Below are 15,190 nucleotides of genomic sequence, written 5' to 3'. Positions count from 1 at the left end.
CTGGTCGCGGCCGGTGCCGGAACCTAGACTCGGTGCCATGACCAAGTCAAAGTTCAGTGATCTCCTGCTGCTCCAGATCGGCAACGAATTCGCGGCCTCCCAGCAGTACGTTGCCGTGGCGGTCTGGTTCGCCAACCAGGACCTGCCCCAGTTGGCCAAGTACTTCTACCGGCAGTCGGTGGAGGAACGCAACCACGCCATGATGATGGTCCAGTACATGGTGGACCGCGGCGTGTCCGTCCCTATCCCTGGTGTTCCGGCCGTCCGAAATGACTTCGCCTCCGTCACCGACCCGCTCGCGCTCGCGCTGCAGCAGGAGAAGGAAGTCACCCGCAGCATCGAAAGCCTGTTCCGCGCGGCCAGGGCCGAGGACGACGCACTCGGCGAGCAGTTCATGCTCTGGTTCCTCAAGGAGCAGGTGGAGGAGGTCGCCTCGATGACCACGCTCCTGAACATCGCCGAACGGGCCGACAACAGCTTCGACATCGAGAACTTCGTCGCCCGGGAAACCATCGGCGATGCCGGCCGCGGCACCGGAGCACCGGAAGCGGCCGGCGGCGCCCTCTGACCTGGCTGCCCTGTCGCAGCAGCCCCCGGCTTCATCCAACGGTGAGATTTGCCACCAACGCTGGCCGCCGCCGTCGGGCGTTGCTAGGGTAAATGCCAAGGTCCCCCACCCCGGACCTCCGGACGACGGTTCAGTACCCGGTGCGCGACAAGACTGGCCAAAGGATCTGTCATGTCGTGGTTCATCCTCATTCTTTCCGGCGCCCTCGAGGCGGTGTGGGCGGCAGCGTTGCACCGCGCTTCCCAGTCCTCGGGCCGCCGCCGGGTCGCCGCAGGGGCCCTCTTCCTCATCGCGGTGCTGGCCAGCACAGCAGGCCTCGGCATCGCCATGCAGTCCATTCCCACCGGCACCGCGTACGCGGTGTGGGTCGGCGTGGGCGTGGTGCTGACGTCCGCCTACGCGATCGTGGCCAAAGTTGAACGGCCGACGGCGGCGCGGCTGCTGCTGCTCGCCGGCATCGCTGCCTGCGTGGTTGGCCTGAAGGCGGTGGCGTGATGCTCGCGAAGCCTGCCGCGGCCTGGATGATCCTGCTCGCCTCCGCCGTCCTGGAAGCTGTCTGGGCTACGGCGCTGGGCCTGTCCGACGGCCTGACCCGGCCACTGCCTACCGTTGTTTTCGTGGTGACGGCCGCTCTCAGCATGCAGGGCCTGGGCATGGCGGTGAAGCACATCCCGCTCGGCACCGCCTACGCCGTCTGGGTGGGAATCGGCGCGGCGCTGACGGTCGGCTGGGCCATGGCCACCGGCGTCGAGCCCTTCAGCCTCCTGAAGGTGCTGTTCATCGGGGGGATTGTGGGATGCGCGGCCGGGCTCAAGATGCTGCCGGCGGGCCGTGCCCGTCGGCGCGGGGCTGATCCGGCTCCCTAGGCTGGGCACCTCCCTAGACTGGGGGCTCCTCCCTAGACTGGGCTCATGGACACGCTCATTCACTCACTTCGGGACATCACCATCCGCCGGATCTCGGTCAGCGAGATGGACAACAACGTGTATCTGCTGACGGCAAAGGGGTCCGGAGCGCAGCTGCTGATTGACGCCGCGGATGACCTGCCGGCGATCCAGGGCCTGCTGGCGGACGCCGCGGCGGACACGTCCGGCGAGCCGAAGCTGGCACTCATCGCCACCACGCACCAGCACTGGGACCACGTGCGCGCCCTGCCGGGCCTCGTCGAAGCCACCGGAGCCAGGACCGCTGCCGGCACCGACGACGCCCCGGAGCTGCCCGTGACGGTGAACGTGCCGCTGGACCACGGCGACGTGGGGAACTTCGACGGGTTCGACGTCACGGCCGTCCACCTGCGAGGCCACACCCCCGGTTCAGTGGCGCTGGTCTATCAGGATCCGGAGGGACCGGCCCACATCTTTTCCGGCGACTCACTGTTCCCCGGCGGCGTGGGCAACACCCAGAAGGACCCGGAGCGGTTCAACCAGCTGATCGCCGACGTCACCGAGCGGATCTTCGACGTCTACCCGGACGATACCGTGGTGCACCCGGGCCACGGCAAGCCCACCACGCTCGGCGCAGAGCGCCCGCACCTTGAGGAGTGGCGCGCCCGCGGCTGGTAGTCCCCGCCGGCCCCTCGCCTCGCAAGCTCGGCCAGCGAACCCTGCCGGCGTGGGCCCGCCGACGCTTCTTGCGCTACGCAAAATGCCGTGCGTTGCGGGAATTCCCGCAGCGCACGGCATTTTGCGTGTCGACAGCTATCTAGCGTGTCGCCAGGACCTTAGCGGCCGCGGCGCTCGTTCGACGCCGGGGCCGACGCGCGGCGCGGGGCCTTCCGGGCCGGACGGCCGTCACCGGAGCGGCCGCTGCCGCCCGCGGAGGATCCGCCGGAGAAGGAGCCGCCCGACGTGCCGCCGGTGGTGGAGGACCAAACGGCCTTGGAGCCGCCGGTCTTGCCGGCCGCTGCCCGCTGGCCGGTGGCCGGACGTCCGCTGCGCTGGCCTCCGGTGCTCGGGCGGCCGGTGCCGCCACGGGGAGCCTCGCTGCGGGTGAAGCGGGAATCGCCCCGGCCCTCCGCCGCACGCCCATCCGAACCGCGGCCGGCCGACGAACGGCCGCCAGCCGCAGGGACGTCGTTGCGGTGCGTGCTGGCGGCGGTCCCGCGGCCACGGGCGTTGCGGCGGGCTGCAGCTGCCGCAGTGGCGCGGTCCTCGTTCTGCTCTGCTACGCGCTCTACAGCGTCGCGGGCAGCGGCGCGGCCCTCGTAGGCCGCCGCACGGCGTTCGGCGCGGGGCAGATCCGTGCGGGGAGCCTCGGCGGAAACCCGTCCGCGGCCGCCACGCCCGCCGCGGCCACCGGCCGTGGGTGATGCCTGGCGGCGCGCGCGCTTGCGCTCAGCGTTGGCTCCGGTAGAGGTGCCGCCGCCCTGGTTGGCCTTCGCGGCGAGCAGCGCGGCGCGGGTCCGGGGGTCGACCTTGTCGGCGATCTCGCCCACCAGATCGGCAACGATAGGCGAGCTGGCGGTGACCCGCTCGAAGCTGACGTCGACGCCCGCAGCCTTCATGAGCTTCCTGACGTCCGTCTGCTGCTCGGGCAGGGTCAGCGTGACCACGGTGCCGTCGGAGCCGGCACGGGCGGTACGGCCGGAGCGGTGCAGGTACGCCTTGTGCTCGGTGGGCGGGTCGACGTGGATGACGAGTTCGACGTCGTCGACGTGCACACCGCGGGCGGCGACGTCGGTGGCCACCAGGACGCGGACCTCACCGGAGGAGAACTCGGCGAGGTTGCGGTCGCGGGCGTTCTGCGAGAGGTTGCCGTGCAGGTCGACGGCGGGGATCCCGGCGTCGGTCAGGGTCTTGGCCAGCTTGCGGGCGTGGTGCTTGGTCCGCATGAACAGCACACGGCGGCCGGCGCCGGAGGCCAGTTCAACGATCAGCTGCTTCTTGACGGTCTGGTCGTTGACTACCAGCACGTGGTGCTCCATGGTGGTCACCGCGGCCTGCGGATCGTCCACGGAGTGGGTCAGCGGGTTGGACAGGTAGCGCTGGACGATCTTGTCCACGCCGTTGTCCAGGGTGGCGGAGAACAGCAGGCGCTGGCCCTGGCTCGGGGTCATGTCCATGAGCTTCTTGACCACGGGCAGGAAGCCGAGGTCGGCCATGTGGTCGGCCTCGTCCAGCACGGTCACCTCGACGGCCTCGAGGGTCAGGATGCGCTGGCGGATCAGGTCCTCCAGCCGGCCCGGGCAGGCGATGACGATGTCGACGCCGGCGCGCAGCGCCTTCTCCTGGCGCGCCTGGGAGATGCCGCCGTAGATCACCGTGGTGTTCAGGCCCATGGCCTTGGCCAGCGGCTCAATCGTGGCGTTGATCTGCGTGGCCAGTTCACGGGTGGGTGCGAGGACCAGGCCCATGGGGCGGCCGGGCTTGCGGAAGTAGGCGGCTTCGCGCTCGGCGAGGCGGGCCACGAGGGGGATGGCGAAGGCGATGGTTTTACCGGAGCCGGTGCGGCCGCGGCCCAGGACGTCACGGCCGGACAGGGTGTCCGGCAGGGTCTTGACCTGGATGGGGAACGGGGATTCGATGCCCTGGGCGGCCAGGGTGTCGGTGAGTGCCTTGGGCGTGCCGAGGGCAGCAAAAGTAGTCATATGCGTTTATCAGGGTCTTTCAGGCGGTATCCAGCGGATATCGGCCCCCGACGCCGGTTGGCGCAGGGGGTCGCCGAAGAAAAGTCAGGTGGTCAACCGGGCTGCTGCCAGTGTTCAGACAGCGGCCGCCGGGACCAATAGCGTTCATCGACGCAGGATGTGCCTCTCACATGAAAAAAGCCCACCATAAGCGGGCATCACTGCACATCAAGTCCCATCAGTCTACCATCAGGGCCTCCCAGGCCTATTCCAGCCCCTTTCCGACCCTTTTTTAGGACCCCTTTCCAGACCTCTCTGCGGCTTCAGCCGGGCCGCCGGCCGGGGCCGTTCGCCCCTGCGCAGCACCGCTCCCGAAGGCGTGACGCAGCTCACGGACAAACAATGGACGACATTTGAGGCTGGCATGCTGGACATATGTCGAAGACTATTGCGGCGATTCGCCCTCCCCGCGAATCTCCTGCCGGCGGGTACGATTCCCGGCTGGACTGCGGGAATGCGCTTTTTCGGCCGGACCGCTCCGCCCGGTGCGCGGCCATCCTGCCTGCCCACCGTCAGGCGGCGCGGCCGGCAGGCGCACATTGCAGCGTCCCGCCGCTCATAGTCTTAACACCATCCCAATTGTTAGTTCCGTCACATCTTGGGCGGACCGACGCGGCCGGCACGGCAATCTCCCGCACGTGCCGGCACCTGTGACAAGGAAGAAGACTTGATGTCTGAACGCACCACCAGCATTTCCGTTCAACCCTCCACAGAACGTCCTGAACCCGGCCAGAGCAGGGAACCGCACCTCGCCCGCGGACTTGGCAACCGCCACATCCAGCTTTTGGCTATCGGCGGCGCCATCGGCACCGGCCTGTTCATGGGCTCCGGCAAGACCATCTCCCTTGCCGGCCCGTCCGTCATCTTCGTGTACATGATCATCGGCTTCATGCTGTTCTTCGTCATGCGGGCCATGGGCGAGATCCTGCTCTCCAACCTGAACTACAAGTCCTTCAGCGACTTCGCCGGCGACATCCTTGGCCCCTGGGCAGGCTTCTTCACCGGCTGGTCCTACTGGTTCTTCTGGGTGGTGACGGGCGTGGCCGACATTGTGGCCATCGCCGGCTACGTGGACAAGCTGGCTCCGGGCACGCCCCTGTGGATCCCGGCGCTGATCACACCCGTGGTACTCATCCTGCTGAACCTCCCCACGGTCAAGGCCTTCGGCGAAGCGGAATTCTGGTTCGCCATCATCAAGGTGGTGGCTATCCTCGCCCTGATCGTCACCGGCGTGGTCATGATCGCCACCAACTTCACGTCGCCGAGCGGCGCGGTGGCCAACCTGGCGAACATGTGGAACGACGGCGGCATGTTCCCGCACGGCCTGTTCGGCTTCATCCTCGGTTTCCAGATCGCCATCTTCGCCTTCGCCGGCATCGAACTCGTGGGCACGGCGGCCGCCGAAACCAAGGACCCGGAAAAGAACCTTCCCCGGGCCATCAACTCGATCCCGATCCGCGTCCTGCTCTTCTATGTGGGCGCCCTGGTGGTCATCATGGCCGTCAACCCGTGGCGCAGCATCGACCCCGCCAGCAGCCCGTTCATCGGCATGTTCACCCTCGCCGGCCTGGGGATCGCCGCCGTCGTGATCAACCTGGTGGTCCTGACCTCCGCGGCCTCCAGCGCCAACTCGGGCATCTATTCCACCTCGCGCATGGTCTACGGCCTCGCGCAGGACGGCAACGCCCCGAAGGCCTTCGGCAAGCTGAGCTCCCGCAAGGTTCCGCAGAACGCGCTCCTCTTCTCCTGCATCTTCCTGCTGGCCGGGCTGGTCCTGCTGTACGCGGGCGACTCCGTGATCGGCGCCTTCACCATCGTCACCTCGGTGGCGTCCGTCCTCACCATGTTCGTCTGGTCGATGATCCTGGTCAGCTACATCGTGTTCCGCCGCCGCCGGCCGGAACTCCACGCGTCGTCATCCTTCAAGATGCCGGGCGGCTCCTTCATGCCGTACGTGGTGCTGGCGTTCTTCGTATTCATGCTGGTGGCGCTGGCCCAGGCCGAGGACACCCGCCTCGCGCTGGTCGTGGCACCGGTGTGGTTCCTGCTGCTGGGCGCCGCCTGGTACTTCAACCGCCAGACGCCGCTGCAGCAGGCCCGGATCGAGGAATGGAAGGCCGAGGGGACCAGCGTTCCCGTCACCGGGGCAAACTCCTAATTCCGCACGAAAGAAGCCGCGCGGCGGGGCACCGAAGTGTCCGGCCGCGCGGCTTTTCTGTGCCTGTGTTCTTTGCCTGTTTTCTTTGCCGGGTCCAGGACCGGCGGACGGTGAGGAAGGTGTCATGCGGAAATTACACAGGCCGCCGGGCGCTGTAACACGCACGGCGAAGGATGGACCCATGCCGGGCTGACGGCAGCGGCCGCAGCCTCCCTCCGCCGAAAGGATCCGAACCGTGATCTTGAAGAACATCTTCCTTCAGGGCATCTTCCCGTTTGACGGTGCGGGGCTCGAGAAAGCCGTGCCCATCCACAGCCAGCTCTCACATTTCGTCCCGGACGGCGTAATCAACCAGACCCTCTATTTCCGTGGCGGCAACTCCTCCGCCGAGCTCATCACTGTGGTGCTGATGCGCGATGGCGTGCCCATGCGGTACTTCCCGATTGCCGCCAAGGGCGATGTCCACGTCCCGCTCCGGGTTGTGGAAGACATCGACGGCGGCTCGCTGATCGAGCTGAGGCTGCTGGCGGACACTGGGGTCAGCGGATCCGTGGTGATTGACATGGGCATGGTGGAGCACTGATGACCGCCCTCGCCAGCCGCTCCGGGCGGAGCACTCCGGCTGATACCCGGCGCCGGCTTGTGGTGATCGGCAACGGCATGGCCGGCGCCCGCGCCGTCGAGGAAATACTGGCCCGCGGAGGCGCTGTCCAGCACAGAATCACCATGTTCGGCGACGAGCCCTACGGCAACTACAACCGGATCATGCTCAGCCATGTCCTCTCCGGCGAGGAGGACGCCGGCGGCATTTTCCTGAATTCGCTGGACTGGTACCGGGAAAACGACATCACGCTGCACGCCGGGGTCCGGGTCGAAAAGATCGACCGCTTCGGCAAGCTGGTGTTTTCCGACGACGGCCGGGCCACGCCGTACGACGTCCTCATTATCGCCACCGGCAGCCGCTCGCACCTGCCGCCGATGGACGGCATGTACACGCCGGGCGGACGCCTGCTGCCCGGGATTTTCGCCTTCCGTACCATCGACGACACCACCGGCATGGTGTCCTACGCCCAGCAGGACAACCATCACCGCGCCGTCGTGGTCGGGGGCGGACTGCTGGGGCTGGAAGCCGCACGGGGCCTGCAAAGCCACGGTGTCGACGTCGACGTCGTCCATTCCGGCGCGCACCTGATGAACGCCCAGATGGGGCCCGACGGCGGCGCGGTCCTGCGCCGCAGCGTCGAGGCGCTGGGCATCAGGGTCCACACGAGCAGCCGGACCACCGCCATCCTGGGCGGCGACAGGGTGCGCGGCGTCCAGCTGCGGGACGCGCCGGACATCGAATGCGACATGGTGGTGGTGGCCGCCGGAATCCGTCCCAACGTGGAGGTGGCGGTGACCAGCGGCCTGCCGGTGGAGCGGGCCATCGTGGTGGACGACCACATGCGGGTCCCCGACGAGGACGAGATCTACGCCGTCGGCGAATGCGTCCAGCACCGCGGCGAGGTGTACGGCCTGGTGGCGCCGCTGTGGGAGCAGGCCGCGGTGCTGGCAGACCACGTCACCGGGGCAGATCCTTCCTCTGTCTACCTGGGATCCCGCACCGCCACGAAACTCAAGGTGGCCGGCGTCGACGTCGCCTCCATGGGACTGCAGGCCCCGGAACGGGACACCGACGAGCACGTGGTGTTTTCCGAGCCCAGCAGGGGTGTGTTCAAGTCCATCGTGATCCGGGACAGCAAGATCGTGGGCGCAACGCTGCTCGGGGACAGCCGCAAGGTTGCCTACCTGACGCAGGCGTTCGACCGCGGGCTGCCGTTGCCGGAGGAGCGGGTCTCGCTGATGTTCGATCTCGGCGGCCCCGGCGAGGAAGCGGGCGTGGCCGAACTCGACGGTGACGCCCAGGTCTGCAACTGCAACGGCGTCAGCAAGCAGGCGATCGCGGACACCGTGCGGGGCGGCTGCACAACGCTGTCCGGCGTCATGGACGCCACCCGGGCCGGCAAGGGCTGCGGCTCCTGCAAGCTGCTGGTCCGGCAGGTAATGGAGTGGGCCGCGGACGGCGCCGTCGAGGAGGACCCCGCGGCTGCCTACTATGTTCCCGGCGTGCCACTGGAGAAGGCCGCGCTCATGACGGCGATCCGGAAGCAGGGGCTGCGGTCAGTGTCTGCCGTGTTTGCGGCGCTGGCTCCGGGAGGTGCGGAGGATGCGAAGTCGAAGATGGGGCTGGCGTCCCTGCTGAAGATGATGTGGGCCGGTGAGTACATCGACGAGCGCGATGCGCGGTTCGTCAACGACCGCGTCCACGCCAACATCCAGCGCGACGGCACCTTCTCGGTGGTGCCGCAGATGAAGGGCGGGGTGACCTCCCCGGAGCAGCTCCGCCGGATCGCCGACGTCGCGGACAAATACAACATTCCACTGGTGAAGCTGACGGGCGGGCAGCGGATCGACCTGCTCGGGGTTCCCAAGGAGGACCTGCCGAAGGTCTGGGCGGACCTGGACATGCCGTCTGGCTACGCGTACGGCAAGAGCTTCCGGACGGTCAAGACCTGCGTGGGGCAGGAATTCTGCCGCTTCGGCACGGGTGACTCGACGAAGCTGGGAATCGAGATCGAGTCGCGGTTCCAGGGCATCGAGTCGCCGGCGAAGTTGAAGCTCGCGGTGTCCGGCTGCCCGCGGAACTGCGCCGAATCGCTGGTCAAGGACGTGGGTGCGGTGGCGGTGGACGGCGGCCGCTGGGAAATCTACGTCGGCGGCGCAGCGGGTGCCCACATCCGGAAGGGGGACCTGCTGGCAACCGTGGACGATCCCGAGACGGTGAAGCTGCTGGCCGGGCGGTTCATGCAGTACTACCGCGAGCGCGCCAACTGGCTCGAACGCACGTATTCCTTCGTCCCGCGGGTGGGGATCGAGCACCTCCGGGCGGTGATTGTGGACGACGCCGAAGGCTTGGCTGCGCAGCTGGACGCCGCCATGCAGGAGTCGGTGGACGCCTACGTTGATCCGTGGAATGAACGCAACGATCCCTTTACCCCCGGCCAGTTCCGCACCTCGCTCCCCCTCGAGGTTCTTCCCCAGGTGCCGGTCCGATGAGCGCCGAACTTTCCAGCGGCGGGCGGGCGGGCGGACTTCACGTCCTCGGCCCCGTGGACCAGATCCCGGTGGGTGAGGGGCGCGCGTACGGCGTGGCCGGGGAACAGGTCGCAGTGTTCCGCCTGCGGGACGGTTCCCTCCGTGCGGTGTCCGCCGTCTGCCCGCACAAGGGCGGTCCCATCGCCGACGGCACCATCGACCGGGCCGTGGTGATGTGCCCGCTGCACCAGCACGCCTTTGAGCTGGAGACAGGCTGCTCCACCACAGGGGCCGGCCCGTTGCGCAGTTATCCGGTGTTCGCCGACGAATCGCAAAACATCATCGTGCGGCTCCCCTGACGCACCCTAGTTGGACCCTGGTTTCTGTGGCAGGGTAATCCCCATGGACCACGAGGGGCAGGACGGCGCCGCCCGCCATTGGGACGAGATGTACCGAAGCCAGCCACGCGTGTGGAGCGGCCGGCCCAACCCGCAGCTGGTGGCCGAAGCAGCCGGGCTGGAGCCCGGCACTGCCCTGGACCTGGGCTGCGGGGAGGGTGCCGATGCCCTGTGGCTCGCCGAGCAGGGCTGGACGGTGACAGCGGTGGACGTTTCCGCCGTCGCACTGGAACGGGCCGAACAGCATGCCGCGGGCTCAGCGGCAGGGAACCGCATCACGTGGCTGCAGCGCGACCTTGACGCGTGGGCGCCGGAGGAACAGTTCGATCTCGTGTCTGCCCAGTTCCTGCACTCCACCGAGGCTCCGTGGCAGCGGCCGCACCGCGTGGCTGCCGATGCCGTGCGCCCGGGCGGGACGCTGCTGATTGTCGGCCACCATCCCGGGGGCCTGCCGCCGTGGCGGAGCCAATCGGACGAGGACCGCCACCCGGAGGACAGCCCGGCCCAGGAGCACAGCCACTCGCACGGGGGCGCCGGCCACGCGAATTCGGAGATGTTCTTCACTGCGGAGCAGGCCGCGGCCGAGCTCGGGATCGTGCAGCCGGAGTGGCGCGTGGATGTTGCCGCCAGCCGGGAGCGGGAAGCAACAGGCCCGGACGGGCAGTCGGCCGTGCTCGCCGACGCCGTCCTGCGCGCCACCCGGCTGCAGCCGCCACCCGCCTAGGCCGGAGTTTTTGTACAGATATCGTCCTCTAATCGCCCTTTAGCCCGCGATATCTGTACAAAAACTCGCGGCAGGATCACTACGGACGCCTATCGAGAGGAGCTCACGGATGGCCAGGTTGGTCGCCGAGATGACAATGTCCCTGGACGGTTTCATCGCCCTTCCCGACGACTCCGTCAACGGCCTGTTCGACTGGTATGGCAACGGCCCGGTGGAGGTCACCACGGCCCGGCCGGACATGACCTGGCACGTGACCGAGGCAAGCGCCATGCACCTGCGGCGCACCATGTCCACGGCCGGCGCCATGCTGGTGGGCCGCCGGATCTTCGACCTGACGGACGGCTGGGGCGGCCAGCATCCCATCGACTGCCCCATCGTTGTGCTCAGCCATTCGGTCCCGGACGGCTGGCCGCGCGATGGCGTCCCCTACACCTTCGTTACCACCGGGTTTGCAGACGCGGTGAAGGCCGCCACCGCGCTGGCCGGGGACAAGGACGTGGCCCTCGCCGGGCCGGACATCATCAGGCAGGCGATCGACGCAGGACTCGTGGAAGAGATCCGGGTGAACCTGGCGCCGTGGATCCTCGGCCACGGCATCCGGTTCTTCGACAACCTCGCCGCGGCCCCGGTGAAGCTCGAGCAGACCGCGGTGATCCAGGGCGACGCCGTGACCCACCTGTACTACAAGGTCCTCCCCCGCATCTGACCCGTTCCTTGGAGTTTTTGTACACGTATCGCGACTTCGAGGCGGTTTAGCTCACGATAGCTGTACAAAAACTCCGCTAGTGGGCGACGCGGGGCGCTATGGCGACCGCGGCTGCGGCGATCACAGCGGTCAGCATGAAGACGCCGGCGAAGGAGGCCGCCGTCGTCGTAAACGCCGTGAACACGATCCCCGTGGCGGCGAGCGCAAGGGCCCCGCCGAGCGAGTCGGAAATGGACATCGCCGAGCTGTTGAAGCCCTCCGTGTCCGGCGTGGAAAGAGCCAGCGTCATCACGCTCAGCCGCGGATACACGAGTCCCATGCCGCCGCCGGCAAGGACCCAGCCGGCAATTGCGACGCCGGCCGGCCAGCCAAGCGCGGTGGTCACCAGGGCCAGGGCGATCGCCAGCAGCACCATCACCGAGCCGATCCGCACGGCGAGAGGGCTGCCAAGCCGCCCTCCCAGACGGCTTTGGACGCCCGACGCCGCCGCCCAGGCGAGGGCCCCGCCGGTCAGCGTGAGGCCGGCGAAGGTGGGCGAGAAGGCGTAGCGCTCCACGAGCAGGTACGGCAGGTACACCTCGGCGCCGAAGAAACCGGCCGCAACCAGTCCGCGGATGAGGATCACGCTGGGCAGGCCCCGCCGGGCGGTGAGGGTCCCGCGCGGCACCAGCGGCCTAACGGCGAGCAGGGCAATGACGACGGCGGCCCCCGCCAGGAGCGGTCCGGCCACCGGAAGCCCGGAGGACAGATTCAGGCCCAGTACCGCCAGCGCGGCCAGGGCCGCCCAGGCCAGCCGAGCCGGCGCCCAGGGCACCGGGGAACCCGCCGGATCTGGCGCGTGTCCGCCGCGGGAAGCGTTCCCGTTTGCGTTGCCGTTCCCGTTCGCGTTGCCGGACCGGACGCCGCGCAGGGCGGGGAACAGCATCGCCAGGGCGGGGAGCACCAGCACGACGACGCCGAGGAACACCCAGTGCCAGCTCGCCAGCTGGGCCACAAGACCGGCGGCGAACGGCCCCACGAGGGACGGGACCACCCACGCGGCGGAGAAGGCTGCGAAGATCTTGGGGTGCAGGACGGCCGGGTAGACCCGTGCTACCACCACGTAGAGGGCCACCGTCATGGCGCCGCCGCCCAGCCCCTGCACCAGCCGGCCCGCCACCACGGCCCACATGGTGCCGGCGGTGCCCGCCACCAGCAGGCCCAGCGCAAAGACCGCCACGGAGGCGAGCAGCGGTCCGACGGGTCCGCGCCGGTCGGACCAGTTCCCGGCGCCCACCATGCCGATCACCCCCGTGGCCAGCGGGCCCGCGAACGCGAGGGCGTACAGGCCCGCTCCGCCGAGCTCCCGGCTTACGACAGGCATCACGGTGGTGACGGCGAGGGACTCGAACGCGGCGAGGAACACCAGCGCACAGGCACCCACGGTCACCAGCAGGTAGGGCCGCTGCAGGATTCCGGCACCGGGAGAGGCGGACACGGCTGATTCGCGCACGGTCAGCCCACCAGCTCGGGGGCGCCGGCGGTCACGGCAACAACGTCACCGCTGGCCGTCGAATCGGGGTTGAGCATCCAGCCCACGCGCTTGACCGTCCTGAGCATGACCACGCTCTCCACAAGTTCGATGCCCGGGATGCGCTGCTGAAGGGCGAGCTCCGCGGTCATGACATCGGCGAGCGACTGCAGCCACATGATGATGACGAAGTTGGTGCGCCCGGTGGTGGAGGCGCTGAGCCGCACGTTCCGGACGCTGCGGAGCTCCTCGGCCGCCGCTTCATGCTGGCCGGGCGGGACGTTGGCGAACCAGTGGCAGGTCACCGGGAAGCCCGAATACTTCTGCGCAATCTCGCAGCGGAAGGAGAGGACTCCGCTGGCGAGCACCCTGTTCAGCTGGCGCTGCACGGTGGCAGGATGCCGGTCCAGTGCCCTGGCGATTTCCGCCGCGGTCGCGCGGCCGTCCTTCGACAGGAAGGGCAGGATCGCCAGGTGGCTGGCGGGCAGCGGCTCCCCCACCGCCGCCGAGGGCGCAGACCCCGCGGCCTCGGGACCGGCGAGGGCCCGGAGCGCCTGGAGCTGGCTGCGGTTGAGGACATTGATGCGCCAGGCATAGGCGCCGGTGTGCAGCCGCGTGGCCAGTGCGGTCTGGTATTTGACGAGCCCCTCGATGGCATGCAGCTTCGACGCCACGGCGGTGAAGTGCTGCAGGGAGCCGGTGATGACCGTCAGCATCAGGTCCCGGTTGCTCGCCGCCTCCTCCACGGTGACGATCTCGGGCACCGCCGCGAGCGCCTGGGTGACCTCGGCCCGGCGGTGCAGCTCGCACTCGACGTCAACGAAGGCGAGGCACATTTTCTGCGGATCCCCCATCGGATGAGCCGTGACCCAGGCGGCACCGGCGGCGGTCAGGCGCTCCCACCGCGCGGCCAGGGTGGTGGCGTGCACGCCCAGGACCTCCGCGGCGTCGGCCCAGCTCAGCCGCGGCGCGATCTGGAGGGCGTTGATCAGCGCGAGGTCCTCCTCCGTGACGTCCAGCGGTCTTCCCTTCGGTACGGTGCACGAATCCTGCATATGGGCCCGGGCTTTTGCATTTTTCCAGCACTTCGGCCGGATGTGAACCAGGCCACTCCAGAATAGACCCACAGCACCGGACCACCAACGAGGAGAACACGTGCCGATTGCCGCAGACGCCCGCCAGATGCAGGAAGACCTTGCCCGGTTCCGCCACGACCTGCACCGGGAACCCGAAATCGGACTGCAGCTGCCGCGGACCCAGGAAAAGGTACTGAAGGCATTTGAGGGCCTGCCGTATGAAATCACCCTGGGCAAGGAGACGACATCGGTCACCGCGGTCCTGCGCGGCGGCGGCGATCCCAGTGGCACTGCAGGCACCGCACCCGCCGTCCTGCTCCGGGCGGATATGGACGGGCTTCCCGTCCAGGAAAAGACCGGCGTCGACTACACCTCCACCATCGACGGCGCGATGCACGCGTGCGGCCACGACCTCCACACCTCCATGCTCACCGGCGCGGCCACCCTCCTCGCCGAGCGGCGGCACCGGCTGGCGGGCGACGTCGTCCTGATGTTCCAGCCCGGCGAGGAGGGCTGCGACGGCGCCAGCTACATGATCCGCGAAGGCGTCCTGGACGCCCCCGGCAGGCGCGTGGACGCGGCCTACGGCATGCACGTGTTCTCCTCCCTCGAGCCGCACGGAACGTTCTGCACCAAGCCCGGCGTGATGCTCAGCGCCTCCGACGGCCTGGTGGTCACCGTGCTCGGCGCCGGCGGCCACGGCTCTGCCCCGCATTCGGCCAAGGATCCCGTGACGGCCGCAGCCGAGATGGTCACGGCCCTGCAGGTGATGGTCACACGCCAGTTCAACATGTTCGATCCCGTAGTCCTCTCCGTCGGGGTGCTCCACGCCGGCACCAAACGCAATGTCATCCCGGAAACGGCCCGCATCGAGGCCACCATCCGCACGTTCTCCGAGGAGAACCGGCAGCGGATGATGGACGCCGTGCCGCGGCTGCTCAAGGGCATCGCGGCGGCGCACGGCCTCGACGTCGACGTGGACTACCAGCAGGAATACCCCCTCACCATCACCGACCAGGACGAGACGCACACCGCGGAAAAGGTCATCACCGAACTGTTCGGCGACTCGCGGCTCTCCCGGTGGGCCACGCCGCTCAGCGGCTCCGAAGACTTCTCCCGGGTCCTGGCCGAGGTGCCCGGCACGTTTGTCGGTCTGAGCGCCGTCCCGCAGGACGCGGACCACGCCACCTCCCCGTTCAACCACTCGCCGTACGCAACGTTCGACGACGGCGTGCTGGCTGACGGTGCCGCGCTCTACGCGGAACTCGCCATTAGCCGCCTGGATGCCCTGGCCGCCGCCGGCGCCCGGGTCCCCGCTTCCGTTCCGGCTCTCTAGCCCGCCCATTCCAG

The 15,190-nt window shown here is 68.6% G+C and carries 14 protein-coding genes and 1 riboswitch; of the genes, 11 read left to right on the top strand and 3 right to left on the bottom strand.

Features of this window, described 5'->3' with window-relative positions:
• Positions 1-37: 37 nt before the first annotated feature.
• The 4 genes from AC57BR_RS16860 to AC57BR_RS16845 all read left to right on the top strand — a co-directional run bounded on the left by AC57BR_RS16860 (position 38) and on the right by AC57BR_RS16845 (position 2,130).
• Positions 38-568: a ferritin gene (locus tag AC57BR_RS16860; RefSeq protein WP_496362565.1), complete on the top strand. Its 531-nt coding sequence runs from the start codon at positions 38-40 to the stop codon at positions 566-568.
• 94 nt (positions 569-662) lie between these two features.
• A riboswitch (guanidine-III (ykkC-III) riboswitch) is annotated at positions 663-730 on the top strand.
• Between the two features lie 9 nt (positions 731-739).
• Positions 740-1,063, top strand: a complete 324-nt coding sequence (locus AC57BR_RS16855) for a DMT family transporter (protein ID WP_496362563.1) — start codon at positions 740-742, stop codon at positions 1,061-1,063.
• Entirely contained in the window at positions 1,063-1,434 is a 372-nt protein-coding gene (locus AC57BR_RS16850) for a DMT family transporter (protein WP_496363339.1), read from the top strand. The genes AC57BR_RS16855 and AC57BR_RS16850 overlap by 1 nt, the downstream gene beginning before the upstream one ends.
• A 45-nt stretch (positions 1,435-1,479) precedes the next feature.
• Positions 1,480-2,130 carry an MBL fold metallo-hydrolase gene (locus AC57BR_RS16845; RefSeq protein ID WP_496362561.1) on the top strand — a complete coding sequence of 217 codons (651 nt, stop codon included), beginning with the start codon at positions 1,480-1,482 and terminating at the stop codon, positions 2,128-2,130.
• A gap of 158 nt (positions 2,131-2,288) precedes the next feature.
• Here the strand turns inward: AC57BR_RS16845 and AC57BR_RS16840 are convergent, their stop codons facing one another.
• Entirely contained in the window at positions 2,289-4,154 is a 1,866-nt protein-coding gene (locus AC57BR_RS16840; RefSeq protein ID WP_496362559.1) for a DEAD/DEAH box helicase, read from the bottom strand.
• 709 nt (positions 4,155-4,863) lie between these two features.
• On the opposite strand from AC57BR_RS16840, the gene cycA reads away from it, so the two are divergent.
• The 6 genes from cycA to AC57BR_RS16810 all read left to right on the top strand — a co-directional run bounded on the left by cycA (position 4,864) and on the right by AC57BR_RS16810 (position 11,254).
• A complete protein-coding gene (gene cycA, locus AC57BR_RS16835) occupies positions 4,864-6,351 on the top strand; it encodes a D-serine/D-alanine/glycine transporter (RefSeq protein ID WP_496362557.1) in 1,488 nt (495 codons plus the stop codon).
• Positions 6,352-6,586: 235 nt separating this feature from the next.
• On the top strand, positions 6,587-6,934 hold the full coding sequence (locus AC57BR_RS16830) for a hypothetical protein (protein WP_003803084.1): 348 nt from the start codon (positions 6,587-6,589) through the stop codon (positions 6,932-6,934).
• Positions 6,934-9,447, top strand: coding sequence for a nitrite reductase large subunit NirB (gene nirB / locus AC57BR_RS16825; protein ID WP_496362555.1), 2,514 nt, complete (start codon positions 6,934-6,936; stop codon positions 9,445-9,447). The genes AC57BR_RS16830 and nirB overlap by 1 nt, the downstream gene beginning before the upstream one ends.
• Positions 9,444-9,785, top strand: coding sequence for a Rieske (2Fe-2S) protein (locus AC57BR_RS16820; RefSeq protein ID WP_496362553.1), 342 nt, complete (start codon positions 9,444-9,446; stop codon positions 9,783-9,785). The genes nirB and AC57BR_RS16820 overlap by 4 nt, the downstream gene beginning before the upstream one ends.
• Positions 9,786-9,828: 43 nt before the next feature.
• Positions 9,829-10,548 carry an SAM-dependent methyltransferase gene (locus AC57BR_RS16815; RefSeq protein WP_496362551.1) on the top strand — a complete coding sequence of 240 codons (720 nt, stop codon included), beginning with the start codon at positions 9,829-9,831 and terminating at the stop codon, positions 10,546-10,548.
• 109 nt (positions 10,549-10,657) lie between these two features.
• The gene (locus tag AC57BR_RS16810; protein ID WP_496362549.1) at positions 10,658-11,254 is read left to right on the top strand and encodes a dihydrofolate reductase family protein; all 597 of its coding nucleotides are present in this window, start codon (positions 10,658-10,660) and stop codon (positions 11,252-11,254) included.
• A 76-nt stretch (positions 11,255-11,330) separates the two neighbouring features.
• On the opposite strand, the gene AC57BR_RS16805 is transcribed toward AC57BR_RS16810, so the two are convergent.
• Positions 11,331-12,746: an MFS transporter gene (locus tag AC57BR_RS16805; protein WP_496362547.1), complete on the bottom strand. Its 1,416-nt coding sequence runs from the start codon at positions 12,744-12,746 to the stop codon at positions 11,331-11,333.
• A gap of 2 nt (positions 12,747-12,748) precedes the next feature.
• Entirely contained in the window at positions 12,749-13,819 is a 1,071-nt protein-coding gene (locus AC57BR_RS16800) for an Lrp/AsnC family transcriptional regulator (RefSeq protein ID WP_496362545.1), read from the bottom strand.
• A gap of 100 nt (positions 13,820-13,919) precedes the next feature.
• On the opposite strand from AC57BR_RS16800, the gene AC57BR_RS16795 reads away from it, so the two are divergent.
• Positions 13,920-15,176, top strand: coding sequence for a M20 metallopeptidase family protein (locus AC57BR_RS16795; protein ID WP_496362543.1), 1,257 nt, complete (start codon positions 13,920-13,922; stop codon positions 15,174-15,176).
• Positions 15,177-15,190 lie beyond the last annotated feature (14 nt).

It is taken from the genome of Arthrobacter sp. BGA-UO-ETr-C19, assembly GCF_059568005.1.
This window is presented reverse-complemented; position numbering and strand designations above follow the sequence as displayed.

What these genes read in the sequence shown, in the direction of transcription:
- AC57BR_RS16860 (WP_496362565.1), top strand. Translation starts at nt 38, where the DNA reads ATGACCAAGTCAAAGTTCAGTGATCTCCTGCTGCTCCAGATCGGCAAC.
- AC57BR_RS16855 (WP_496362563.1), top strand. Translation starts at nt 740, where the DNA reads ATGTCGTGGTTCATCCTCATTCTTTCCGGCGCCCTCGAGGCGGTGTGG.
- AC57BR_RS16850 (WP_496363339.1), top strand. Translation starts at nt 1,063, where the DNA reads ATGCTCGCGAAGCCTGCCGCGGCCTGGATGATCCTGCTCGCCTCCGCC.
- AC57BR_RS16845 (WP_496362561.1), top strand. Translation starts at nt 1,480, where the DNA reads ATGGACACGCTCATTCACTCACTTCGGGACATCACCATCCGCCGGATC.
- AC57BR_RS16840 (WP_496362559.1), bottom strand. Translation starts at nt 4,154, where the DNA reads ATGACTACTTTTGCTGCCCTCGGCACGCCCAAGGCACTCACCGACACC.
- cycA (WP_496362557.1), top strand. Translation starts at nt 4,864, where the DNA reads ATGTCTGAACGCACCACCAGCATTTCCGTTCAACCCTCCACAGAACGT.
- nirB (WP_496362555.1), top strand. Translation starts at nt 6,934, where the DNA reads ATGACCGCCCTCGCCAGCCGCTCCGGGCGGAGCACTCCGGCTGATACC.
- AC57BR_RS16820 (WP_496362553.1), top strand. Translation starts at nt 9,444, where the DNA reads ATGAGCGCCGAACTTTCCAGCGGCGGGCGGGCGGGCGGACTTCACGTC.
- AC57BR_RS16815 (WP_496362551.1), top strand. Translation starts at nt 9,829, where the DNA reads ATGGACCACGAGGGGCAGGACGGCGCCGCCCGCCATTGGGACGAGATG.
- AC57BR_RS16810 (WP_496362549.1), top strand. Translation starts at nt 10,658, where the DNA reads ATGGCCAGGTTGGTCGCCGAGATGACAATGTCCCTGGACGGTTTCATC.
- AC57BR_RS16800 (WP_496362545.1), bottom strand. Translation starts at nt 13,819, where the DNA reads ATGCAGGATTCGTGCACCGTACCGAAGGGAAGACCGCTGGACGTCACG.